The sequence below is a fragment of the Enterococcus sp. DIV0240d genome (genome assembly GCF_051711245.1).
GTDB classification, from domain to species: Bacteria; Bacillota; Bacilli; order Lactobacillales; family Enterococcaceae; genus Enterococcus_D; species Enterococcus_D casseliflavus.
Genome location: NZ_JBIOMG010000001.1, coordinates 2,879,081 through 2,901,787, shown reverse-complemented (window position 1 = coordinate 2,901,787; position 22,707 = coordinate 2,879,081). Strand labels below are relative to the sequence as shown.

Genomic DNA, 22,707 nt, shown 5'->3' with positions numbered 1-22,707 from the left:
GAGGAATACGAATGAGTTCAGGCAAGATTGTTCAAGTCATTGGTCCCGTTGTTGACGTGGAATTCTCTCTAGACCAATCATTACCAGATATCAACAATGCGTTGATTGTTTACAAAAAAGATGAGCAGAAAACAAAAGTTGTGTTAGAAGCTGCCCTAGAACTTGGCGACGGCGTTATCCGTACGATTGCCATGGAATCAACAGATGGCTTACAACGAGGAATGGAAGTAATCGATACAGGCGCCTCCATCTCTGTTCCAGTTGGGACAGAAACATTAGGACGGGTATTTAATGTCCTAGGCGATACCATCGATTTAGAAGCACCATTTCCTGAAGAGGCACCCCGCAGTGGGATTCACAAAAAAGCACCTGACTTTGATGAATTGTCAACAAGTACGGAGATCCTTGAAACTGGGATCAAAGTCATTGATTTGTTAGCTCCTTATTTAAAAGGGGGGAAAGTTGGACTTTTCGGTGGTGCCGGTGTTGGTAAAACCGTCTTGATCCAAGAATTGATCCACAACATCGCCCAAGAGCATGGTGGGATCTCTGTCTTCACAGGTGTTGGTGAACGGACACGTGAAGGAAATGACCTTTATAATGAAATGAAAGAATCAGGCGTTATCGAAAAAACAGCCATGGTGTTTGGACAAATGAATGAACCACCAGGTGCCCGGATGCGGGTAGCCTTGACTGGTTTGACATTAGCCGAGTACTTCCGTGATGTGGAAGGACAAGACGTGCTCTTGTTTATCGATAATATCTTCCGCTTCACTCAAGCAGGTTCTGAAGTATCTGCCTTACTAGGTCGGATGCCGTCGGCCGTTGGGTATCAGCCAACATTAGCAACTGAGATGGGGCAATTACAAGAACGGATCACATCGACGAAAAAAGGTTCTGTTACGTCTATTCAAGCCATCTATGTCCCTGCCGATGACTATACAGACCCAGCACCTGCGACTGCTTTTGCCCATTTGGATGCAACAACCAACTTGGAACGTAAATTGACCGAACAAGGGATCTATCCTGCCGTTGATCCACTGGCGTCTTCTTCTAGTGCGTTAGCACCTGAAATCGTTGGTGAAAAACATTATGAAGTAGCGACTGAAGTACAGCATGCGTTGCAACGTTATCGGGAATTACAAGACATCATCGCCATCTTAGGGATGGATGAATTGTCTGATGATGAAAAAACCTTAGTTGCCCGCGCACGCCGCATTCAATTCTTCTTGTCACAAAACTTCCACGTAGCGGAACAGTTTACGGGACAACCTGGTTCTTATGTGCCAGTTGAAGAAACCATCAAAGGATTTGCAGAGATTCTTGAAGGAAAATATGATGATCTTCCAGAAGAAGCCTTCCGCAGTGTTGGACGAATTGAAGATGTCATTGAAAAAGCGAAAAAAATTGGCTATTAATTAACCAGCCTTGAAGAAAGAGGGGAACCTCATGGATCAATTTTTAACAGTCAATGTGGTGACACCTGCTGGTTTGGTTTACGATCATCACGCGAAAATCGTGGTTGCACGTACAACAGATGGTGAGATCGGTATTTTGCCGCACCATGCCCCAATCATCGTTCCATTGACGATTGATGAAGTCCGGGTCAAACGGATTGATTCAGATACCCATGTCGACTGGGTCGCTGTCAACGGCGGTATATTAGAAGTGCGAGACAATGTTGTCTCGATCGTAGCCGATAGTGCGGAACGTGATCGTGACATCGACGTTTCACGTGCAGAAAGAGCAAAACAGCGTGCAGAACGCCAAATCGAAGAAGCCAAACAAGTCGAGGATATCGACCAGCTTCGGCGCGCAACGGTTGCTTTGCACCGCGCCATCAATCGAATCAACGTGTCAAAACATTCCTAAAAAACAAGGGCATCTTGCCTTTGTTTTTTTGTTTCTTCAAGAAAACGTTTTAAAAACTTTTTAAAGTCTTTTCATGAAGGTTTCAAGAAAGATTATTTTTTATCTTGACATCTTTGTGGTATGATAGGAATGTTCAATTATGAAAAAAGGAGCAGGAAGTATGCAAGTGTATGGAATTGATGCAATCATTCGAATCGTGAGTCATTTAGCGTTCATCTATTTAGCATTTTGGGCATTGCAATCTGTGCGGATCGATGCTTTTTTTAAAGCTTTACGAACGACTCAGATACGAATGGTCATGGTGTTTCTTGCGATTGCATTAGGCTACACCGCCAGTACTTTTTTCCTTGAGTTGATTGCGCTATGTCGTAATTTATTTTTAACAGGTTTTTAAGAATTTCATTAATATATGCAAAAACACCGAATATTATGCTATAATTGGCAAGATTTGTGTGAGTCACTGCATTATTTGGAGGGAACATAAATGGAAGAGATGATCGTTCAAGGTGGTAATCGATTAACTGGAACAGTGAAGATCGAAGGGGCAAAAAATGCTGTTCTACCTATCTTAGCGGCAAGCTTATTAGCGGAAGAAGGAACAACGACATTAACAAATGTACCGATCCTTTCCGATGTATTAACAATGAAAGAAGTGATTCGGCATTTAAATGTCGCAATCGATTTTGAAGAAGAAAACAACACAATGACGATCGATGCGTCACAAGAATTAGCAATCGAAGCACCGTATGAGTATGTGAGCCAAATGCGCGCTTCAATCGTAGTCATGGGGCCTTTGTTAGCCCGTAATGGACATGCCAAAGTGGCAATGCCTGGCGGCTGTGCAATCGGCAAACGACCAATTGATTTACATTTGAAGGGATTTCAAGCACTAGGCGCGCAAATCATCCAAAAAGATGGATACATAGAAGCGATCGCCGATGAGTTAAAAGGCAATAGCATTTACTTGGATTTCCCAAGTGTCGGCGCCACGCAAAATATCATGATGGCTGCCGTAAAAGCTAAAGGCATCACCATCATCGAAAACGTCGCTCGTGAGCCAGAAATCGTTGATTTAGCAAACATTTTGAATAAAATGGGTGCCAAGGTCTTTGGTGCAGGAACCGAAACGATGCGTATTGAAGGTGTCGAACACCTGCATGCAGTAGATCATTCAATCGTGCAAGACCGTATCGAAGCAGGAACCTTTATGGTTGCAGCAGCAATGACCCAAGGAGACGTTATTATTAAAGATGCGATCTCAGAGCACAATCGTCCATTGATTTCAAAATTGATCGAAATGGGCGCAGAAGTGACTGAAGTCGCTGAAGGGATTCGTGTGGTCGGACCTGAACATTTGAAGGCAACAGATGTGAAAACGATGCCTCACCCAGGTTTTCCTACGGACATGCAAGCGCAAATGTCTGCTATTCAATTATTAGCGCAAGGAACGAGTGTTGTGAATGAAACGGTATTTGAGAATCGTTTCCAACATTTAGAAGAAATGCGTCGCATGAATGCCCATGTAAAAATTGACGGCAACGTTGCAGTGATCGAAGGCGGCCATGAATTACAAGGTGCGCTGGTCTATGCGACAGATTTACGTGCCGCAGCAGCGTTGATTTTATTAGGTTTGCGTTCAACGGGACGGACGCGTGTTCGCAATCTAAAATATTTGGATCGCGGCTACTACAAATTCCACGAAAAATTGCAACAATTAGGGGCATCTGTTGAACGAGTTTCTGACGCAGTAGAAGAAGTCGTACCAGTTAACGCCTAATAGGAGTAGGAGAGAAAAAAGTGAAGTTGAACCGTTATATTTTAACTAGCTTGATAAAAATTTTAATCGTCATTTTATTAGCTATTTTATTGTTCCTAGCAGGAACGATGATTGGTTATGGAGTGATCGGTGACGGCAGTCCTTTTAAAGTATTCTCTCCAAGTCTTTGGAATCATATCTTTGAGTTTATGAAATAAACCATAACTAGGACTTACGCCACGTGCTGAGTCCTAGTTTTTTCTATCTATCTTTACTGAATCGTACGCTAAAAAGAAAGGCTGGCAAGGAATGAGTAAACTTTTGATCGGCTTTGTTCGTTTCTATCAACGTTTTATTTCCCCATTATTTCCTCCTAGCTGTCGTTATTATCCGACTTGCTCAGGATACATGATCCAAGCCATCCAAGTCCATGGAGCAGCCAAAGGAGGCTTGATGGGGGTAGCTCGTATCTTACGTTGCCATCCCTTTGTAAAAGGCGGAATAGATTACGTACCCCAGACGTTTACTTTAAAAAGAAATACGAAAGACAAAGTCAAACCAACGTACCGTTATCGGAAAAGTTAAAAGGAATCAACAGAAATATAAAAAAGGAGCCAAAAAGCCATGATTCGTCCAATCGCCCCTAATGAAGCGTATCCTTGGGCGTTGCTGCTGGATGCAGATCCTGATAAAGCAGTCGTAGAAAGCTATCTATATAATAGCCAAACACTTGTTTATGAAGAAGCTGGAGAAATGATTGGTGTGCTAGTTTATCAAAATCAAGGCAAGAACTGGGAGATCATGAATGTGGCCGTTTCGCCAGAAAAGCAAGGAATGGGCATCGGTCGTCAATTGCTGCAAGCTGCCGAAGAAGCGATCCTCAGTCAGCACCTCGGGGCAAAACGGCCGATCGTAGTGATCAAAACTGGTAGTCTGCCCTCTGCAGCCTTGACTTTGTACCAAAAGCAAGGCTATGTTGAAAAAGAGCGGGTGAAGAATTATTTCACCACCCACTATGTCGAACCGATTTTTGAGAATGGGCAGCAGCTGTTCGATCAAGTGATTTTGGAAAAACAACTCTAATGGATGAAGAGACAGTCTAAGTGAATGAGACTGTTTTTTTCTTGTCCTCGGAAATCGCTTTCTTCAAGCGCCGACTTGCGGTAAAATAGACAGTATCAGAATAATAAAGGATTGAGGGAAAAAAATGGCGATTTTAGTCTTTGATATGGGTGGTTCAGCAGTAAAATATGGCGTCTGGGCACAAGATTCTTTGGTGAGTAAAGGGAAGTTCACTACTCCAAATACTTGGGAGGAAATGAAAGCACAGCTGCAGCAAGTGAGGGCAAGCGTAGATGAAGAGATTGAAGGCGTTGGAATCAGTGCGCCAGGTGCGGTCAATGCCCAAGAACGGCGGATCGACGGCATTAGTGCGATCCCTTATATCCATGGGTTTGATATTTACTCAGAACTCGAAGCAGCGTTTGGGGTACCCGTAACCATCGAAAATGATGCCAATTGCGCTGGGATGGCTGAATTTTATCAAGGAGCGGGCAAAGAGTATCAGCAAGCAGCCTTCGTTGTGATCGGAACAGGCGTTGGCGGTACCCTGTTTCAAAATGGTGAGCTAGTCCGTGGGGCACATTTATACGGTGGCGAATTTGGGTTGATGATCCTAGATCAAGGCAAAACATTTTCGCAACTAGGGACAGCGGTTCAGATGGCCTGGCGGTATTGTGATCGGATCGGAGTGGATCGAACGACGATTACCGGTGAAGAGGTCTTTCAACGTGCAGAAGATGGCGATGCCATTGCGATCGAGGAAGTCAATAAATTTTACAACTATTTAGCACAAGGACTGTTCAGTATTCAGTTTGCTTTTGATCCTGAAGTGATCATTATCGGCGGTGGTGTCAGTGCCAAAAAAGGCTTGTTAGAAGAAGTGGACCAGCGCTTGAAAAAAATGTTGGCGGATCAAGCATTAAATGATTTCGTCCCACTGATCAAGCTATGTGACTATCGCAATGACGCCAATTTAGTTGGGGCGGCGGCAAATTTTCAAGCATTGTATCCACGAAATAGCCGCTAACATGAGGATGTAATGTTTTCAAACGTCCGTTTGAAAAAAAAGTATCAAATCAAAGCGTATCGGCAGCAAGCAAAGGGGAAAAACCTTTGCTTGCTTTTCTTTTTATCCAAAAATTAGAAAAGCGATTCCATCGTTGCTGGATCAATGTTTTAAAAGCACCATTTTTTATCGGCGAAAAAAATAAATTCTGAATAGGTGAAATATTCTGATAATTCGTTGACATTTTCCAGATTTTTCAGTATATTGGATAACATATTCAGGGGAAGTGAAGGAGAGGAAAATTATGAAAAAGAAATTTGCATTTTTGTTTGCGAGTTTGTTTTTATTGACAGCTTGTAGTGCAGGACCAACAGGTGGACCAACGGATAGCAGTGGTGCTGCTGAAGGTGGCAATAAACAAGAGGGAGATACCATTAAGATTGGTGCCAACTTAGAGTTGTCTGGAGCAGTTGCTGCTTATGGGACGGCTGAAAAAGAGGGGATCGACTTGGCAGTCGAAGAAATCAATGCTGCCGGCGGTGTTCTTGGAAAACAAATTGAAATTATTTCGAAAGATAACAAATCAGATAACAATGAAGCTGCAACGGTAGCAGCCAACTTAGCAACCAATGATAAAGTTGTAGCCATCATTGGTCCAGCAACTTCTGGTGCTACGAAAGCTGCTTTGCCTAACGTGACCAGAGCACAAGTACCAATGGTTACACCTTCAGGTACTGACGATGCGATTACTTATACTAGTGGGAAAGTGCATGAATTTGCCTTCCGTTCTTGTTTCCAAGATAGCTTCCAAGGAACGATCTTGGCAAAATATGCAGCAGAAAATTTGGATGCTTCAAAAGCCGTGATCTTAGGTGATAACTCAAGTGACTACGCAATTGGTTTGACGGAAGCATTTAAAGAAAGCTACCCAGGCGAAATCGTCTTAGAAGATAACTTTACCGAAGGCGACAAAGATTTCCAAGCAGTTCTTACAAGAATCAAAGATGTCGACTTCGATGTCTTGTTCATTCCAGGCTACTACACAGAAGCTGGTTTGATCATCAAGCAAGCGCGAGAATTAGGAATTGATCAAGCAATCATTGGTGCGGATGGATTCGGTGATGAAAAAATGGTTCAAACAGCTGGTGCAGAAAATGTCAGCAATGTTTACTATACCGGTCACTTCTCTACCAAAGCACCAGCAAACGACAAAGTTGAGCCGTTTGTGGCAGCTTTCAATGAAAAATATGGCAAAGAGCCTTCTGCTTTTAATGCGTTAGCCTATGATGCCGTTTATATGATCAAGCAAGCGATCGAAGATCAAAACTCAGCAGATTCATTAGCGATCGCAGCTGGTTTGTCTGAACTGAAAGACTTTGTCGGTGTGACCGGTGAAATCACGATGGATGAAAATCATAACCCTGAAAAATCAGCAGTTGTTTTAGGATTGACTGACGGGAAAGAAACCTCAGCAGACACTGTGGAACCTTAAAAACCCGCAGTTGTTTGGCAGTGAAAACTGGGACAGACCTGATGTGTTTGTCTCAGTTTCTTTTCTCTAAAAAGAATGACCATAATAAATGATATTGGAAGTGAGTATATGGAAATGATGATCCAACAATTGATCAACGGCTTGTTTCTAGGCAGTATCTATGCCTTGTTAGCGCTGGGTTATACGATGGTGTATGGCATCATCAAGTTGATCAACTTCGCCCACGGAGAAGTTTACATGATCGGTAGTTTTATCGGTTACTTTTTGATCAATCAATGGCAATTAGGGTTTTTCCCGGCGTTGTTCATTTCAATGATCGCCAGTGCAGCTCTTGGGGTAACGATCGAATTTTTAGCGTATCGTCCCTTACGCAATTCCACGCGAATTTCGGCACTGATCACGGCAATCGGGGTTTCTTATTTTTTGCAAAATGTCATGATCTTTTTCTTTTCTGCCAATGTGCGCCCCTTTCCGCAAGCGATCGAACGACAAACCTATTCCATCGGGTTTGTTCAAGTAAGTAATGTCCAGTTATTGATCTTGGCTGTTTCGGTTACCTTAATGATTCTCTTGCAATTGATCGTGAAAAAGACCCGTATGGGAAAAGCGATGCGGGCAGTAAGTGTTGATGCAGATGCAGCGCGTTTGATGGGGATCAATGTCAATCGAACGATTTCCTTTACCTTTGCCTTAGGCTCGGCTTTGGCTGCAGCTGGCGGGATGCTGATCGGTTTGTATTATAATTCCATTGATCCATCAATGGGCGTCGTTCCTGGTCTGAAATCTTTTGTTGCAGCGGTTCTTGGCGGGATCGGGATCATTCCTGGAGCAGCCTTAGGTGGCTTTGTGATCGGTTTGGTGGAAACAGCAGCGACAGCGCTTGGTTTTTCTGATTATAAGGATGCTTTAGTGTATGTCATTTTAATAATTATATTGTTGGTTCGTCCAGCTGGGATCCTCGGCAAAAATATCAAAGAGAAAGTGTAGGTGGCAGAAATGAAAAAGAATTTACGTTACAACTTAATCTGGCTCGCTCTGGCAGCTATTCTTTATTTTGGATTATTTGCAGCCTACAATGGCGGAATGATCAATTTGTTCTCTGATGCGATCATCGTCAATATCGGAATCAATATCATCTTGGCAGTCAGTTTGAATCTGATCATCGGCTTTTCAGGGCAATTCTCCTTAGGACATGCTGGATTTATGGCAATCGGTGCTTATGCTGGCGCGATCCTGTCGGCAAGCAATCCAACCTTTGGCGGCTTTTTAACTGGCTTACTGGTGGGGATGCTGGTTTCAGGTGCAGTCGCATTAGTGGTTGGGATTCCGACCCTCCGTTTAAAAGGCGACTATCTAGCGATCGCTACCCTAGGTGTGGCAGAAATCATTCGGATCTTGTTGGTGAACCTCCGAGGCTTGACCAATGGTCCTGCAGGAATTTTCGGATTGCCCCAATTCAGTAATTGGCAGATCGTCTTTCTCTTTGCCGTTCTATCGATTCTTGTCGTTTCAAACTTTATCCATAGCGGACCAGGTCGGGCGACTTTAGCGATTCGTGAAGATGAGATCGCTGCAGAATCGATGGGGGTCAACACAACGAAATACAAGGTAATTGCGTTTGTGATGGGGGCAGTGATGGCAAGCATTGCTGGTACCCTTTATGCCAGCTATCAGCAGTCGGTTTTCCCACGAGATTACGGTTTTATGAAATCGATCGATGTATTGATCATCGTCGTTTTTGGAGGGCTTGGGAGTACCACAGGAGCAGTTGTTTCGGCAGTAGTGCTAGGAATCTTAAACATGTACTTGCAAGGCTTCTCTGATTTGCGCATGATCATTTATGCATTGGCTTTGATCATCATTATGATCTTTAAACCAAGCGGACTTTTAGGGACATGGGAATTCTCCGTAAAAGGACTGCTGGATAAATTTAGAAAAAAGGGGGATGACAACGATGCCTCTATTAGAAGTTAAAAGCTTAACGAAAAACTTCGGCGGTTTAGCTGCTGTTTCTCATGTAGACCTCCATCTAGATACCAATGAGCTGGTCGGGTTGATTGGACCAAACGGTGCCGGCAAGACAACGCTCTTTAACCTCCTGACAGGTGTGTATGAGCCTAGTGAAGGCGAAGTGCTTTTTGAGACCCAAGGTAAGCCAAAACGTTTAAATGGCGTGAAGCCTTATAAAATCGCGGATTTAGGCTTTTCAAGAACCTTCCAAAACATTCGCTTGTTTAAAAACTTGACCGTGATGGACAACGTTTTGATCGCTATGAACAGTAAGCATAAAGAAGGACTGCTGACCAGCATCTTGCGTTTGCCAAAGTATTACAAAAACGAAGAATCCATGAAGAAAAAAGCCTTAGAGCTGTTACGGATCTTTGATATGGATGGCAAAAGTCAAACGTTAGCGAAAAATTTGCCTTATGGCGAGCAGCGTCGGTTAGAGATCGTACGCGCATTGGCTACAGAACCAAAAATTCTGTTTCTTGACGAGCCGGCTGCGGGGATGAATCCTCAAGAAACAACAGAACTGACAAAGCTGATCTATAAGATCCAAAAAGATTTTCAATTGACGATCCTCTTGATTGAGCATGATATGAGTTTGGTCATGGAAGTGTGCGAACGGATCTATGTGCTGGAATACGGCCAAGTCATCGCCCACGGTGAACCAGAAGAGATCAAAAACAATCCGCGGGTGATCGAAGCTTATCTAGGAGGGGAAATCTGATGCTGGAAATTCAAAATTTAAGTGTACACTACGGCATGATCCAAGCGGTCCATGATGTTTCCTTCCACGTCAATCAAGGGGAGATCGTTTCACTGATTGGTGCCAATGGTGCAGGGAAAACCACGATTTTACGGACGATTTCTGGATTGATCCGCCCCTCAAATGGCTCAGTCACTTTTGAAGGAAAACGAATTGAGAAAGAAGCACCGCAAAAAATCGTCGCAAACGGCTTGTCACAAGTGCCAGAAGGGCGGCACGTCTTTTCAGGTTTGACGGTTCAAGAAAACTTAGAGATGGGGGCCTTCTTGCGTAAAGACAGTGGTGTCAAAGACGACTATGAACAAGTTTACCGCAAGTTTCCTGTATTGAAAGAACGCCTCTCGCAAGATGCGTCGACATTATCTGGCGGTGAGCAGCAGATGTTGGCAATGGGGCGGGCATTGATGTCAAAACCGCGCTTGCTTTTGCTGGATGAGCCCTCGATGGGCTTGGCACCGATTTTTATCAAAGAAATTTTTTCAATCATTCAAGAAATCAAGCAGCAAGGAACGACTGTGCTGCTGATTGAACAAAATGCAAAAATGGCTTTATCGATTGCCGATCGCGGCTATGTATTAGAAACGGGGAAAATCGTTTTAGAAGGTACTGGAGAAGAATTACTAGCAAGTGATGAAGTAAGAAAAGCGTATCTAGGAGGCTAAACAATGAGCGTAAGTGATTTTATGACGAAGACGGTCGTCACCGTCGATTCGCAGACACCGATCTTTGATGCAGTAGATTTAATGAAGCAGCACGATATCCACCGTCTGCCCGTCGTTGACGATGGTAAATTAGTAGGGTTGATCACAGAAGGAACGATCGCTGAAGCAACTCCCTCAAAAGCGACAAGCTTAAGCGTTTATGAAATGAACTATCTCTTAAATAAAACGACGGTCGCTGATATCATGTTGAAAAAAGTGACCACGATTGAACCAGATGCTTTATTAGAGGACGCCATTTCCGTCATGCGTAGTGAAAACGTGGGGGTTTTACCAGTCATGGATGATGATACCCTAGTGGGGATCATTACCAACAATGATATTTTCGATGCCTTTTTGAAAATCACTGGCTACCATGATGGCGGAACCCGAGTGTCCATCGAGATCACGGATGACCATGTGGGCGTGTTAGCAGACGTGACCAAACTGCTTGCCGATCATCAGATGAGTATTTTGACCATCGTAGTCAATCGGATGGCGCTAAAAACGATTGTTGAGATCCAAGTAGAGTCGCGCCAAGTCGCAGCGATCGAGAAAATCTTAAGCGATGCAGGGTATACCGTAACCAGTGCTGTCTTGACGAACCAGAAATGAGACAAAGCAGCAAAAGTAGTCGATCGTAACGATTGACTACTTTTTTTCGTTCCAGATGAGATTTTCTTTTTCTTTTGCTGGTTTTCTGTTAAAATAGGAAGGTGCTGTAAAGAAAGAGGTGCAACCATGTCTAAGAAAAATAAAGATATCGAAGTCCGTATTGAAGAAACAACGAAAGCCATTCATGGCAAAGACTATACCGTCAATGAATTATTTATTGGTAAAAAACGTATCGGTGAGATTTTAACGACTGGACCGAAAGAATTTCAAAGCTTTTTAGGGGATGAAGATCTAGGTTCAAGCAGAAGTTTAGAAGCTGCGATCGAGATGATTATTCGCCAATGGAATTTACATGAATAATTTCTAGAAAAATTTACTTTTTGCTCTTGCAATTTGTTATCTTTTTCGGTATTATAACTATTGTCAGGTTTGAGAAAAACCTTTTGGAGGAGTAGCGAAGTGGCTAAACGCGACGGACTGTAAATCCGTTCCTTAGGGTTCAGTGGTTCGAATCCACTCTCCTCCACCATTATTGGGGTATAGCCAAGCGGTAAGGCAACGGACTTTGACTCCGTCATGCGTTGGTTCGAATCCAGCTACCCCAGTCAGATGAATACGCAAAAAAAAAACAGCAAGTAGTCTTGCTGTTTTTTTTCGTTATTTAACCATTATTTTTTTTGGTTTGAGGAAGGGTTATAAGTTGAAGATTTTTTTTATTTGCGATACGCTAGTAGTAAAGCATTCGGGAGATGAAAACACATGAAATTTAAACTGAATCTAAAAGAAAAAATAACGGAAGTTGCAGAGCATGTCTATGACGTTGTCAAAAAGGAAGACTATGCGATTCGTGTGGCTCCAAAAGGAATCAAAGTAACAAAACAGCGTAAGACAAAAGACACGATCAAATGGCGCGCAAAAAATCATTGATTAAAGGGCAATCAGCATGAGAGAAACTGCATATAGGCAGTTTCTTTTTTTATTCCTCAATTTCAATCCCCAAGACAGTTAGATGACCGTTTGCCACTAGTTTGATGACGAGTTTTGCTAAATGGTCGGCGTGCATCGTTGTTTCTGCCGTTAGCCACCAATGCAGCGTGCCAACAAATATTGAGGTCATATAATCAATGATGAAGTCTAAGGGCACTTCAAGATCGCCTTCTGTAATCTTCAAGGTTGAAAAGATCTCTTGATACCGTTCCGTTAAAATCAGCCCCAGTTTTTTACGAATGATCTCAATGGCAGAGGCATCCATGATCGTCAAATAAAAAGAGCGATTCTTTTGAATGTGTAAAAAAAGTTCGGTCATGGCCGCTTCGATTTTACGGATCTTGATTCGATTGCCTTGGACGAAATCTTCAAAGTCAAGGATCGAGGTAAAAGATTCGACGGCCAAGTCAAATATTTTTTCATACAAGTCTTGCTTGTCTTTGTAATGGGCATAGAAGGTCGCGCGGTTGATCATGGCTTCGTCTGCGATATTTTGGACAGTCACTTGCTCGAAGCCTTTTTCTTCAACTAAGCGAATAAAGGCTTCAATAATGTACTTATTGGTTCGTTTGACACGTAAATCCAATTTTTTCATATTGTGAATTTCCTTTCAAAATAAACGACAAAAAACGTCTAATTGTTGTTTATCCCACACCTTCGTTGGAATTGTTTGTTGAATTATCAATTAAAAGAATTACAATGAACATAAGTATTATAACAAACGGCTTGTTAGATAATCAACAAAGTGTTGTTTAGATGGAGGCAACAAATGAAAAAATATAAGGCGGGCATCGATGTCGGTTCAACAACGGTCAAGATGGTTCTGTTAGATGAACGCAATCAAACGTGTTTTTCAAGGTATGAACGACACTATGCAGACATCCAAAAGGCAGCGGAAAAAATTATTAAAGAAGCGCAAGCAGTAATCCAAGATCAGCCAGTTGCGCTGGCGATTACCGGATCAGGCGGAATGGGGCTGGCAGAAGTTTTGCGGATCCCTTTTGTCCAAGAGGTCATCGCTTGTACCAAAACAGTCGAGACAGTGATCCCAGAAACGGATGTGGCGATCGAATTAGGCGGTGAAGATGCGAAGATCACCTTTTTTGAAGGTGCGTTGGAGCAGCGGATGAATGGCAGTTGTGCCGGTGGGACCGGTGCGTTTATTGATCAGATGGCGGTTTTATTGAAAACGGATGCCAATGGGGTCAATGAGCTAGCCAAGGGATACCAAACCCTTTATCCGATTGCCTCACGCTGCGGGGTCTTTGCCAAAACTGATGTGCAGCCGCTGATCAATGAAGGGGCGGCAAAAGCGGACATTGCTGCGAGTATTTTTCAAGCGGTGGTCAATCAAACGATTGCTGGCTTAGCAGCTGGTCGTAAAATCAAAGGCAAGGTAGCCTTCTTAGGCGGTCCACTGACGTTTATGTCGGAATTGCGTCAACGATTTATCGATACGTTGAACCTGCAAGAAGCAGATATCATTTTTCCCGAGAATCCAGAACTGTTTGTGGCGATGGGGGCTGCACTGTATGCAGAAGAAGCGCAGCAGCTTTCTGTACTATGCGACCGCTTAGCCAATGGTGAAGACGGCACACTTGCGCCAACAGATACGCTAGATCCTTTATTCAAAGACGAAGCAGAACTGGCTGCTTTTCGTGCCCGCCATGCCCAAGCGGTTGCTGCAGAAAAACCTTTGTCGGAGCATAAAGGTGCTGCTTATTTGGGTATCGATGCTGGATCAACGACGACGAAAGTCGTCTTGATCAATGATGCGGGGGATTTGTTGTTTTCTTTTTATGGCAACAATGAAGGCGAGCCGTTAGCGACAACGATGGCGGTTTTACAAGAGCTTTATCGTCAGATGCCTTCTGACGTTTACATCGCAAAGTCAACGATCACAGGGTACGGTGAGCATCTGATCAAACATGCACTGAAGGTCGATATCGGTGAAGTCGAAACGATGGCCCATTACAAAGCTGCTGAACATTTCCAGCCAGGGGTTGATTTTATCTTGGACATTGGTGGGCAAGACATGAAGGCGATGACAGTCAAAGACGGTGCACTTTCTTCGATTCAGCTAAATGAAGCCTGTTCGTCAGGATGCGGCTCGTTCATTGAGACCTTTGCCAAATCTATGAATCAGGATGTCAAAGAATTTGCGCTGGCAGCGACAAAAGCCCAAGCGCCGGTTGACCTGGGTTCGCGTTGTACCGTCTTTATGAACTCAAAAGTCAAACAGGTCCAAAAAGAAGGAGCCTCTGTTGGCGACATTTCGGCTGGCTTGTCTTACTCGGTCATAAAGAATGCTATCTATAAGGTGATCAAGGTTCGGCGCCCCGAAGATCTTGGCGAGAAAATCGTCTGCCAAGGAGGGACTTTCTATAATGAAGCGGTTCTGCGCGCCTTTGAATTGATCAGCGGCCGTGAAGTCGTACGACCATCGATCGCTGGCTTGATGGGCGCTTATGGGGCGGCGTTGATCGCGTTAGAAGAAGCGGCGATCGACGATGTCAGTACGTTGTTGTCTCCTGCAGAAATGGCCGATTTTCAAGCAGAAAAAGAATTTACAAATTGCGGTCTTTGCGAAAACAATTGTTTATTAACCGTGACCCTCTTTTCGGATGGTCGAAAATTCATTACGGGGAATCGCTGCGAACGTGGTGCGCGGATCAAAATCAAAAAAGAAGACCGCAAAGTCAATCTCGTGGATGAAAAATACCGCCGCTTGTTCAAGTACCGTTCTTTGCGTAAAAAAGATGCCCTCCATGGGGAAATCGGCTTACCAAGAGTGTTGAATCTTTATGAAAATTATCCGCTATGGCATACCTTTTTCACCCAGTTAGGGTTTCGAGTAACCTTGTCGCCGCGTTCTAATAAAGAACTATATGAGCAAGGGATCGAAACGATTCCTAGCGATACCGTTTGTTACCCAGCCAAACTAGCCCATGGACACATCCAAGCACTGATCGATCAAAACATACCGTTGATCTTTTATCCAGGAGTCATTTTTGAGCGAGTAGAGAACACTGCCGCTGAAAATCATTTTAACTGTCCAATCGTACAAAGCTATCCAGAAGTGATTCGTAACAACGTCGATGCGATTCGTGAAGGGGCGGTTGACTACCGCTGTCCATTTTTAAATCTGGCAGATGAAGCCTCAATGGCCAAAACCTTAACGGGGACGTTTCAAGATTTTGGTTTTTCTGAAGACGAAATTGCCCAAGCGCTGCGCAGCGGCTTCGAGGAACTAGATCAGTTCAAAGTAGATATTGCGCAACGGGGAGAAGAAACGCTGCGAATGCTGATGACGACCAACCAAAAAGGGATCGTTTTATCTGGAAGACCGTATCATTTGGACCCTGAAATCAACCATGGGATAGCGGAAGTCATTACCCAAGAAGGCTTTCATGTACTGACCGAGGACAGTATTGCTCATTTAGCAAATGTCGGCGATCTGCGGGTCGTGGATCAATGGGTCTATCATTCACGGTTGTATGCGGCTGCACGAGTGGTGGCGAAAAACAAGCAGTTGGAATTGGTTCAATTAAACTCCTTCGGCTGCGGGATCGATGCAGTGACCACCGATCAAGTCGAAGAGATCATGGCGCAATATGGCAAGCTGTATACGGTGTTGAAAATCGATGAGGGTGCAAACCTTGGAGCAATTCGGATTCGGTTACGTTCCTTGAAAGCAGCAGTCAACGAACGGGATAAACAGCACTTTGTTCCTAAAAAGCAATACGAGGAACCAGCAAAGATTATTTTTACCAAGGAAATGCGCAAGCAGCACACGCTCTTATTGCCGATGTTGAGTCCCATCCATCAAAGCGGATTAGTAGATGTCGCTTTGCAGGCTTCTGGGTATCAAGTGGTCTGTCTGCCCAGTGAAGATCGAGAAGCAGTCAATGTCGGTTTGCGCTTTGTCAATAACGATGCCTGCTACCCGGCCATTATTTCCATTGGACAGCTGGTAGAAGCGTTACAAAGCGGGGAATATGACGTCGAAAACACCAGCGTATTGATGACCCAGACGGGCGGTGGGTGTCGCGCAACGAACTATATTCCCTTGTTACGTAAAGCATTGAACGATGCAGGATTTCCGCAAGTACCGGTGGTATCTATTTCGATGGGCAATACTGGTGTTGAATCAAATCCTGGCTTTCGCTTTACCTTGCCGATGATGAAACGCTTGGCGGTGGCATTTTTATACGGAGATCTCTTTGAACGGGTCGTTTATCGCACCCGTCCATATGAGCAAGAAGCAGGGGCTGTCGATCGGCTCCACCAAGAATGGCTGGAAAAAATTGCCAAAAATGTCCGCAATGGCTCCTTCAGCCTCTTTAATCGCAATATGAAGAAAATCATTCAAGACTTTGATCAAGTGCCGTTAAATGCTATCAAGAAGCCACGTGTCGGTGTCGTGGGAGAGATTTTAGTGAAGTATTCACCGACTGCCAATAATGATGTCGTTCGCCTGTTAGAAGCAGAAGGAGCTGAAGCGGTCGTACCAGATATTGTCGGCTTCATGAATTATTCCCTCTACAATCAGATTTGGCGCTACGAGCATTTGGGGATGGCGAAGAAAAGCAAAATGATCGCTGATTTTGCGATCATGGCGATTGAACGGCTCCAAAAACCAATGGATAAAGCGTTGCGGGCGTCAACGCGCTTTGAGGGCATTCATTCGATCCATCAGCTTGCCGAGCAAGCGAGCGAGATTGTTTCCATCGGCAATCATACGGGAGAAGGCTGGTTCTTGACCGGTGAGATGATCGATCTGTTGGAAAATAATGTCAACAATATCATTTGTCTGCAACCATTTGGCTGTCTGCCTAACCATGTAGTAGGAAAAGGCGTCATGAAAGAGCTGCGTCGCCAGTACCCACAGGCGAACATTGCAGCGATTGATTACGATCCAGGTGTTTCGATCGTCAATCAATTGAATCGCATTCGCTTGCTCATGGCAACTGCCAATAAAGCGTTGGCTGAATAAATTCTCAAGCCAGCGACCGAACCAATTTAAAAGCAAAGAGACTGCTCTTGTTTGGACAATTTGTGATAACTTCTTTTTCTGCCTATAAAATGGGGAAAGAGTTCGCACAAATTGAGAAAAACTGAGCAGTTTTTGCTTTTTTTATTAGCTATTTAGGTATATACCAGTTATAATAGGAGGGGAACGGAGGAATGTGTAGTGGTGGAAAAATTACCTGTTTATATCCAGATTCATGATCAAATCAAAGCCAATATCGAAAACAATACATACAAAATCGGGGATCGTCTGCCTTCAGAACGGGAGTTGTCAAAACAATTCGGCGTGAGTCGCATGACGTTGCGGCAAGCGATCCAAACCTTAGCGGATGAGGGGATTCTTGAGCGCAAAATCGGTTCTGGCACTTATGTGGCTCGCCAAAAAGTACAAGAGAAAATGACGGGCACGACGAGTTTTACCGAAATTATGAATTCTCTTGGTCGTAAGCCTTCCAGCAAAGCGGTCGCTTATTTCTTGACGGCACCTAGCTCCAGTGAGATGGAAAAGCTGCAATTAGAAGGACACGAAACGATTTTACGGATGGAGCGGATTCGGTATGCGGATGATGTGCCGATCTGTTTTGAAGTAGCGAGTATCCCTGAAAAGTTTATTCATGACTTTAGCAAGGAGGAGATCATCTCTTCCCTCTATAAAGTGTTGGAAGAAAAAGGACAGCGGAAAATCGGCGGCGCTTCGCAAACGATCTCAGCTATGGTCGCTTCCGAGCAAATTGCTGATTATTTACAAATCAAACGCGGCGATGCGATTTTACGTATGCGGCAAATCACTTCATTTGAAGATGGGCAACCATTTGAATATGTGCGCACCCAATATGTCGGCAATCGTTTCGAATTTTATATGGAAAAATAAGCTGCCTGAGACGGCTGGAAACAAAAAAGACGCGAAAAAGCCGAAAGGACACTGCGAGCATACGTGCTGTTGCTCCGCATCGGTCAATTCGGTTTTTCAACGATTGGGCGTTTCTGCATTCGCTGCAGCAAGCGGCATTAGAGTCCGTGCTTTGAGGAAAAGAGCAAACCTGACAGGTGCTTGTCCTGCATAGTTACTCGGTTGGCTCCTCGATGAGGCGCTCTACATATTCGGTCTTGCCTTTGTTTAGCTGCACTTGCCCTTGCAGCAAATCAATCAGAGCGGCTTCTTGGTCGGCAAGCGTTGCTTCAGGAATCATTAAGGTAACAACGATTTTCTCGGTATAAGCAATGTCTTTTACGTAGATGTTCTGCAGTTCTAAATAGTTTTGCAGCTTACCTAAAAGGGGATAATCAATGGTCAATGCAAGCTCTTGATGCAAAACGCCTTCGACGATTCCCACCGCCTTGATGCCAGCGGAAGCTGAACTGGAATAAGCGCGGATCAATCCGCCAGCGCCAAGTTTCGTTCCACCGAAGTAGCGGGTAACGACAGCGACCATATTGATCAAGTTATTTTTCTTCAATACTTCTAAAATCGGTACTCCAGCGGTGCCGCTAGGTTCACCATCATCACTGCTGCGTTGGATCTCATGGTTTTCACCCAATACATAGGCGCTGCAATGATGATTCGCCTTCCAATGTTCTTTTTTGAGGGCTTGTATAAACGCTTTGGCTTCATCTTCTGATTGGATTCGTTTTAACGAACAGATGAAACGCGATTTTTTGATTTCTATTTCCGTTTCTCCATCTTGTCGGATCGTTCGATAAGTCACGCGTACGATCGCCTCCTTTATGTTTCTAGTATAGGCAATCGGAAGGAAAGTTACAAATAGAAGAAAGAAAAAGGCACCAACACAGACCTGAAAAAGAGGAGGCAGTTGCTTTGGGTAGACGCAAAAAGTACGATACGATCACGCACTATTTAAAAAACAACGGCGGTTCACAAATTACGTTAACCTTTACCCAGTTTGATGAATTTCTTTTCCCAGCATCTGGCTTGCCCAAAAGTGCCCGCACGAGTACGGATTGGTGGGCAAATGATTACCGACATCCTGAAAACGGGGCCTATGCGTGGCTGAATGCCGGCTATGAGGTAGTCCACGTCAATTTAAAAAAAGAGTATGTCGTTTTTAACCGTTTAGTAAAATCAAACTGGCTGCTGGATAGAAAGCGTTGACAAATTTCAAACTTGTTCTATACTAGAGATAGGAAATGTTATCTTATTCTTAAAATTCAAGGAGTGTTCGATATGGCGAAAAAAACAATTATGTTAGTTTGTTCTGCAGGAATGAGTACAAGCTTATTAGTAACAAAAATGCAAAAAGCAGCTGAAGCAAAAGGATTAGAAGCAGATATTTTTGCAGTTTCCGCTTCAGAAGCAGATCAACATTTAGAAAGCAAAGACGTAAATGTTTTATTATTAGGACCACAAGTTCGTTTCATGAAAGGCGATTTTGAGAAACGTCTAGCGCCAAAAGGAATTCCTTTAGAAGTAATCAACATGGCAGATTACGGCATGATGAACGGCGAAAAAGTCTTAGATCAAGCTTTGACATTGATCGGCGAATAAGCAAGACCTGCTGTTGAAGCAAACAAGAAACCTGTAATCGGTTCAAGTACTTTTCAAAAAGTACTTGAACCGATTTTTTTGCGTACTTAAAACTGAGGTGTATGTTATGACCAATCAAAAAGGAAGACAATTTTTTGTTTTAGATGAAACAATGAATGTAGGAAAACCCTTTGATTCTCGACCGGCAATGCTCGAGCAGGGGCAGAGAATCGTTTGTCAGCGATGCGGTTCTTCCCACCGCAAGCCGTCGGTGCAATTACCGATAGGCAGCTATTACTGTCCAACCTGTATTCGCTATGGTCGGATCACATCAAATGGGCGACTGGTGATTCAACCTACGGAAAGTCCAGCCATTAATCACCACATCGTCTGGCCAGGAACATTGACGCAGTTTCAGCAAAAAATTTCCCAGCAATTGGTGTCTAATTGTCGACAAAAACGATCCTCGCTTGTTTGGTCGGTCACGGGTTCAGGGAAGACCGAAATGATCTTTGAAACGATCCGCTACGTTCGGCAAGAAGGTGGTCGAGTGGCGATCGTCTCACCTCGGATCGATGTTTGTCGTGAATTGTTTCCGCGGATTCAGCAAGCATTTCCACAAGAGGAAAGCTTGCTCCTTTATGGAAAATCAGAAGAGCCTTATCGCTACACAAACATCCTTATTGCGACCACCCATCAGCTACTGCATTTTTATCGGAGCTTTCAACTGATCGTGGTGGATGAGGTAGATGCATTTCCCTACGAGGGCGATGCGCAGCTGCGTTACGGATTATACAATGCCTTAGCCAAAAACGGGTGTCTGATCTATTTAAGTGCGACGCCTTCAGAACGACTGCTGCAAGAAATTCGTGGAAAATTCGCTGTCTTGAGAATGCCGCTGCGGTTTCATCAGCGTCCATTGATCGTTCCAAAACCTGTTCATTATAGTCACTGGGCGCAGGCTTATCGCAGAAAACGTTGGCTGCGACCATTGCTGCAGCAGTTGCAGCGGCTGCTTCAAAAAAACTTTGTCTTGGTGTTTTGTCCAAGCATTGCGCTGATGAAGGAAGTAGAAGCGGCTGTCCGCCGACAAGGCACGTCATGGTCTTTGACTAGCGTTTCGTCGCAAGATCAAAAACGGAGCGAAAAAGTAGCGTCTGCTCGTCGACAGATTTACAAGGTGTTGTTTACAACGATGATTTTAGAGCGTGGGGTGACGTTTGAAAACGTCTCAGTCATCGTATTGGGTGCTAATCATCCAGTCTTTACAAAATCGGCGCTCGTGCAAATTGCTGGTCGTGTCGATCGTAAAGGGGCCTATACGGAAGGGGAGGTCATTTTTTTCTACGACCAAATGACGGAAGCGATCCGAAAAGCACTCAACGAAATCAAGGAAATGAACCAATTGGCAAAAAGCTGGCTGACCGATGGTGTGTAGTTGGTGTAAAAGGACTTTTCCTAGAGAACGAACGATCATTGAGGTGTTGGCTCCTTGGCGTATCCCAGAAAATGAATTGTGCCCGCAATGTGCCCAACAGTTTTCAGTGATCGATTGGCGAACCTGCTGCCCTTCGTGTGGAAAAAAAACATCTGAGTTTTGCAGCGATTGTCTCTATTGGGAAGAAACGTGTCCCATGATACAATTGCAGCACCGAGCGCTATTTGCTTACGATCAAGGAATGAAGGATTGGCTTCACGAATACAAACTGATGGGAAACTATCAGTTGCGGGGGACGTTTGCGCCTGTGATCAAACAGAAACTCAACAGGTTTGACTATGAGTGTTTGATTCCCATCCCACTATCGGCAGAGCGTTACCAACAGCGAGGGTTTAATCAAGTCACCGCTGTGCTGGAAGCCGCCGGAGTCAGATTTCAAGAGTTACTGGAGAAAGTTGTTGATACCGCACCACAGGCACAACGTTCTCGCAGGCAACGATTAGTAGAGGCGCAACCCTTTGCAGTGAAGCCAGATGTAGCGTGTGAAATCAAAGGGAAAAAATTATTGTTGATCGATGATGTGTATACTACCGGTAGAACGTTATATCATGCAGCTGAAGCACTGCAGTCCTTTGGCCCCCAGGCGATTCGTTCTTTTTCTATTGCTCGTTGAAACGTTATTTTGAAAACGCTTAAAGAAAATTGTTCGATTTACTAGGCAAATGACCAAGAGTTCGATATAATAGAGTTAAGAAGAAGAAAAGAGTGGTCCTTTTCCTTCTTTACTGGTAGACGAAAGGGGTAATTTTTATGTTTAGATATAATGTGCGTGGCGAAAATATCGAGGTAACAGAAGCGATCCGTGATTACGTCGAGAAAAAAGTAGGTAAATTAGAACGTTATTTTAATGATGTGCCAGAAGCAACAGCACACGTTAATTTGAAAGTTTATACAGAAAAAACTGCAAAAGTAGAAGTAACGATTCCTTTACCATTCCTAGTTCTACGTGCGGAAGAAACTTCACCTGATCTATATGCTAGTATCGATTTGGTTGTTGACAAATTGGAACGCCAAATCCGCAAATTCAAAACAAAAATCAATCGCAAATCTCGTGAGACAGCGTTGGTTCCGCCAACAGATGGTGATTTGTTCACAACTGAAGCAAACGATGAAGAAACCAATGGTTCTGATTTAGACATCGTACGTACAAAACGTTTGTCTTTAAAACCAATGGATAGTGAAGAAGCTGTTTTACAAATGAACATGCTAGGACACAACTTCTTTATCTTTGAAGATGCGGAAACGAATGGAACGAGCATTGTGTATCGTCGGAAAGATGGTAAATACGGGTTGATCGAAACGGATTAACACGTGTGGGATCCTTTTGGCGACACCCCAAAAAAAGTCTTTTTGACAGAGTAGCTGAGAAGCTGCTCTGTTTTTTTATCTTTTGGAATGAAGCAAGAAATCTTTCTATATAAAAGTTGGCTTTGTTTCT

At 43.9% G+C, this 22,707-nt stretch carries 25 protein-coding genes and 2 tRNA genes; 25 read left to right on the top strand and 2 right to left on the bottom strand.

Annotated elements, in window-relative coordinates; all coding sequences use genetic code 11:
* Positions 1 to 11 precede the first annotated feature (11 nt).
* From atpD to IGJ25_RS13890, 18 genes are all read left to right on the top strand, one after another.
* Positions 12 to 1,418, top strand: a complete 1,407-nt coding sequence (gene atpD / locus IGJ25_RS13975; RefSeq protein ID WP_005231864.1) for a F0F1 ATP synthase subunit beta — start codon at positions 12 to 14, stop codon at positions 1,416 to 1,418.
* 31 nt (positions 1,419 to 1,449) lie between these two features.
* Complete coding sequence (locus IGJ25_RS13970) at positions 1,450 to 1,872, top strand: F0F1 ATP synthase subunit epsilon (protein WP_005228716.1); 423 nt, start codon at positions 1,450 to 1,452, stop codon at positions 1,870 to 1,872.
* Positions 1,873 to 2,032: 160 nt separating this feature from the next.
* The gene (locus IGJ25_RS13965; protein WP_008380880.1) at positions 2,033 to 2,266 is read left to right on the top strand and encodes a DUF1146 family protein; all 234 of its coding nucleotides are present in this window, start codon (positions 2,033 to 2,035) and stop codon (positions 2,264 to 2,266) included.
* 90 nt (positions 2,267 to 2,356) lie between these two features.
* Entirely contained in the window at positions 2,357 to 3,649 is a 1,293-nt protein-coding gene (gene murA / locus IGJ25_RS13960; RefSeq protein ID WP_081116365.1) for a UDP-N-acetylglucosamine 1-carboxyvinyltransferase, read from the top strand.
* A 20-nt stretch (positions 3,650 to 3,669) separates the two neighbouring features.
* Positions 3,670 to 3,846 carry a DNA-directed RNA polymerase subunit beta gene (locus IGJ25_RS13955; protein ID WP_005228723.1) on the top strand — a complete coding sequence of 59 codons (177 nt, stop codon included), beginning with the start codon at positions 3,670 to 3,672 and terminating at the stop codon, positions 3,844 to 3,846.
* Positions 3,847 to 3,937: 91 nt separating this feature from the next.
* Complete coding sequence (gene yidD, locus IGJ25_RS13950) at positions 3,938 to 4,213, top strand: membrane protein insertion efficiency factor YidD (protein ID WP_016608771.1); 276 nt, start codon at positions 3,938 to 3,940, stop codon at positions 4,211 to 4,213.
* A 39-nt stretch (positions 4,214 to 4,252) separates the two neighbouring features.
* Entirely contained in the window at positions 4,253 to 4,711 is a 459-nt protein-coding gene (locus tag IGJ25_RS13945; protein WP_005228727.1) for a GNAT family N-acetyltransferase, read from the top strand.
* Positions 4,712 to 4,835: 124 nt separating this feature from the next.
* On the top strand, positions 4,836 to 5,717 hold the full coding sequence (locus tag IGJ25_RS13940; RefSeq protein ID WP_005228730.1) for an ROK family protein: 882 nt from the start codon (positions 4,836 to 4,838) through the stop codon (positions 5,715 to 5,717).
* Positions 5,718 to 6,000: 283 nt separating this feature from the next.
* Positions 6,001 to 7,188: an ABC transporter substrate-binding protein gene (locus IGJ25_RS13935; protein WP_225000564.1), complete on the top strand. Its 1,188-nt coding sequence runs from the start codon at positions 6,001 to 6,003 to the stop codon at positions 7,186 to 7,188.
* A 108-nt stretch (positions 7,189 to 7,296) separates the two neighbouring features.
* Positions 7,297 to 8,175, top strand: coding sequence for a branched-chain amino acid ABC transporter permease (locus IGJ25_RS13930; RefSeq protein ID WP_005228742.1), 879 nt, complete (start codon positions 7,297 to 7,299; stop codon positions 8,173 to 8,175).
* Positions 8,176 to 8,184: 9 nt separating this feature from the next.
* On the top strand, positions 8,185 to 9,162 hold the full coding sequence (locus tag IGJ25_RS13925; protein WP_005228744.1) for a branched-chain amino acid ABC transporter permease: 978 nt from the start codon (positions 8,185 to 8,187) through the stop codon (positions 9,160 to 9,162).
* The gene (locus tag IGJ25_RS13920; RefSeq protein WP_225000563.1) at positions 9,143 to 9,919 is read left to right on the top strand and encodes an ABC transporter ATP-binding protein; all 777 of its coding nucleotides are present in this window, start codon (positions 9,143 to 9,145) and stop codon (positions 9,917 to 9,919) included. The genes IGJ25_RS13925 and IGJ25_RS13920 overlap by 20 nt, the downstream gene beginning before the upstream one ends.
* Positions 9,919 to 10,620 (top strand): ABC transporter ATP-binding protein, encoded by a 702-nt coding sequence (locus IGJ25_RS13915; RefSeq protein ID WP_081116367.1) that lies wholly within the window; start codon positions 9,919 to 9,921, stop codon positions 10,618 to 10,620. The genes IGJ25_RS13920 and IGJ25_RS13915 overlap by 1 nt, the downstream gene beginning before the upstream one ends.
* A 3-nt stretch (positions 10,621 to 10,623) precedes the next feature.
* The gene (locus tag IGJ25_RS13910) at positions 10,624 to 11,271 is read left to right on the top strand and encodes a CBS and ACT domain-containing protein (protein WP_010749788.1); all 648 of its coding nucleotides are present in this window, start codon (positions 10,624 to 10,626) and stop codon (positions 11,269 to 11,271) included.
* Between the two features lie 126 nt (positions 11,272 to 11,397).
* Entirely contained in the window at positions 11,398 to 11,631 is a 234-nt protein-coding gene (locus IGJ25_RS13905; protein WP_005228752.1) for a DUF2969 domain-containing protein, read from the top strand.
* 85 nt (positions 11,632 to 11,716) lie between these two features.
* Positions 11,717 to 11,800: transfer RNA gene (locus IGJ25_RS13900), tRNA-Tyr, on the top strand.
* 4 nt (positions 11,801 to 11,804) lie between these two features.
* Positions 11,805 to 11,876 (top strand) — tRNA-Gln (locus IGJ25_RS13895).
* A 154-nt stretch (positions 11,877 to 12,030) separates the two neighbouring features.
* The gene (locus tag IGJ25_RS13890; protein WP_179135447.1) at positions 12,031 to 12,198 is read left to right on the top strand and encodes a hypothetical protein; all 168 of its coding nucleotides are present in this window, start codon (positions 12,031 to 12,033) and stop codon (positions 12,196 to 12,198) included.
* Between the two features lie 49 nt (positions 12,199 to 12,247).
* Here IGJ25_RS13890 and IGJ25_RS13885 read toward each other — a convergent pair whose 3' ends face one another.
* Positions 12,248 to 12,853, bottom strand: a complete 606-nt coding sequence (locus IGJ25_RS13885) for a TetR/AcrR family transcriptional regulator (RefSeq protein ID WP_005228762.1) — start codon at positions 12,851 to 12,853, stop codon at positions 12,248 to 12,250.
* A gap of 174 nt (positions 12,854 to 13,027) precedes the next feature.
* On the opposite strand from IGJ25_RS13885, the gene IGJ25_RS13880 reads away from it, so the two are divergent.
* Both IGJ25_RS13880 and IGJ25_RS13875 read left to right on the top strand, forming a co-directional pair.
* Positions 13,028 to 17,254, top strand: a complete 4,227-nt coding sequence (locus IGJ25_RS13880; protein ID WP_262119775.1) for a 2-hydroxyacyl-CoA dehydratase — start codon at positions 13,028 to 13,030, stop codon at positions 17,252 to 17,254.
* A 198-nt stretch (positions 17,255 to 17,452) separates the two neighbouring features.
* Complete coding sequence (locus IGJ25_RS13875) at positions 17,453 to 18,160, top strand: GntR family transcriptional regulator (protein WP_005228765.1); 708 nt, start codon at positions 17,453 to 17,455, stop codon at positions 18,158 to 18,160.
* Between the two features lie 193 nt (positions 18,161 to 18,353).
* Here the strand turns inward: IGJ25_RS13875 and IGJ25_RS13870 are convergent, their stop codons facing one another.
* Positions 18,354 to 18,995: a YigZ family protein gene (locus tag IGJ25_RS13870; RefSeq protein WP_081116369.1), complete on the bottom strand. Its 642-nt coding sequence runs from the start codon at positions 18,993 to 18,995 to the stop codon at positions 18,354 to 18,356.
* Between the two features lie 110 nt (positions 18,996 to 19,105).
* Between IGJ25_RS13870 and IGJ25_RS13865 the strand changes: the two genes are divergently transcribed.
* The 5 genes from IGJ25_RS13865 to hpf all read left to right on the top strand — a co-directional run bounded on the left by IGJ25_RS13865 (position 19,106) and on the right by hpf (position 22,577).
* Entirely contained in the window at positions 19,106 to 19,399 is a 294-nt protein-coding gene (locus tag IGJ25_RS13865) for a DUF7662 domain-containing protein (RefSeq protein WP_010749784.1), read from the top strand.
* Positions 19,400 to 19,471: 72 nt separating this feature from the next.
* Entirely contained in the window at positions 19,472 to 19,792 is a 321-nt protein-coding gene (locus tag IGJ25_RS13860; protein WP_005228768.1) for a PTS sugar transporter subunit IIB, read from the top strand.
* 106 nt (positions 19,793 to 19,898) lie between these two features.
* Entirely contained in the window at positions 19,899 to 21,209 is a 1,311-nt protein-coding gene (locus IGJ25_RS13855; RefSeq protein WP_231472711.1) for a DEAD/DEAH box helicase, read from the top strand.
* A gap of 196 nt (positions 21,210 to 21,405) precedes the next feature.
* Positions 21,406 to 21,882 (top strand): ComF family protein, encoded by a 477-nt coding sequence (locus IGJ25_RS13850; protein ID WP_225000560.1) that lies wholly within the window; start codon positions 21,406 to 21,408, stop codon positions 21,880 to 21,882.
* A gap of 137 nt (positions 21,883 to 22,019) precedes the next feature.
* Entirely contained in the window at positions 22,020 to 22,577 is a 558-nt protein-coding gene (gene hpf / locus IGJ25_RS13845) for a ribosome hibernation-promoting factor, HPF/YfiA family (RefSeq protein WP_005231866.1), read from the top strand.
* The last annotated feature ends 130 nt before the right edge of the window (positions 22,578 to 22,707 follow it).

Bases quoted from the DNA above. Each gene is read 5' to 3' on its own strand.
- IGJ25_RS13850 (WP_225000560.1), top strand. From the start codon at position 21,406: ATGATACAATTGCAGCACCGAGCGCTATTTGCTTACGATCAAGGAATG.
- atpD (WP_005231864.1), top strand. From the start codon at position 12: ATGAGTTCAGGCAAGATTGTTCAAGTCATTGGTCCCGTTGTTGACGTG.
- IGJ25_RS13930 (WP_005228742.1), top strand. From the start codon at position 7,297: ATGGAAATGATGATCCAACAATTGATCAACGGCTTGTTTCTAGGCAGT.
- IGJ25_RS13945 (WP_005228727.1), top strand. From the start codon at position 4,253: ATGATTCGTCCAATCGCCCCTAATGAAGCGTATCCTTGGGCGTTGCTG.
- IGJ25_RS13890 (WP_179135447.1), top strand. From the start codon at position 12,031: ATGAAATTTAAACTGAATCTAAAAGAAAAAATAACGGAAGTTGCAGAG.
- hpf (WP_005231866.1), top strand. From the start codon at position 22,020: ATGTTTAGATATAATGTGCGTGGCGAAAATATCGAGGTAACAGAAGCG.
- IGJ25_RS13935 (WP_225000564.1), top strand. From the start codon at position 6,001: ATGAAAAAGAAATTTGCATTTTTGTTTGCGAGTTTGTTTTTATTGACA.
- IGJ25_RS13915 (WP_081116367.1), top strand. From the start codon at position 9,919: ATGCTGGAAATTCAAAATTTAAGTGTACACTACGGCATGATCCAAGCG.
- IGJ25_RS13965 (WP_008380880.1), top strand. From the start codon at position 2,033: ATGCAAGTGTATGGAATTGATGCAATCATTCGAATCGTGAGTCATTTA.
- IGJ25_RS13885 (WP_005228762.1), bottom strand. From the start codon at position 12,853: ATGAAAAAATTGGATTTACGTGTCAAACGAACCAATAAGTACATTATT.
- IGJ25_RS13925 (WP_005228744.1), top strand. From the start codon at position 8,185: ATGAAAAAGAATTTACGTTACAACTTAATCTGGCTCGCTCTGGCAGCT.
- IGJ25_RS13855 (WP_231472711.1), top strand. From the start codon at position 19,899: ATGACCAATCAAAAAGGAAGACAATTTTTTGTTTTAGATGAAACAATG.
- IGJ25_RS13905 (WP_005228752.1), top strand. From the start codon at position 11,398: ATGTCTAAGAAAAATAAAGATATCGAAGTCCGTATTGAAGAAACAACG.
- yidD (WP_016608771.1), top strand. From the start codon at position 3,938: ATGAGTAAACTTTTGATCGGCTTTGTTCGTTTCTATCAACGTTTTATT.
- IGJ25_RS13940 (WP_005228730.1), top strand. From the start codon at position 4,836: ATGGCGATTTTAGTCTTTGATATGGGTGGTTCAGCAGTAAAATATGGC.
- murA (WP_081116365.1), top strand. From the start codon at position 2,357: ATGGAAGAGATGATCGTTCAAGGTGGTAATCGATTAACTGGAACAGTG.
- IGJ25_RS13970 (WP_005228716.1), top strand. From the start codon at position 1,450: ATGGATCAATTTTTAACAGTCAATGTGGTGACACCTGCTGGTTTGGTT.
- IGJ25_RS13920 (WP_225000563.1), top strand. From the start codon at position 9,143: ATGCCTCTATTAGAAGTTAAAAGCTTAACGAAAAACTTCGGCGGTTTA.
- IGJ25_RS13880 (WP_262119775.1), top strand. From the start codon at position 13,028: ATGAAAAAATATAAGGCGGGCATCGATGTCGGTTCAACAACGGTCAAG.
- IGJ25_RS13860 (WP_005228768.1), top strand. From the start codon at position 19,472: ATGGCGAAAAAAACAATTATGTTAGTTTGTTCTGCAGGAATGAGTACA.
- IGJ25_RS13910 (WP_010749788.1), top strand. From the start codon at position 10,624: ATGAGCGTAAGTGATTTTATGACGAAGACGGTCGTCACCGTCGATTCG.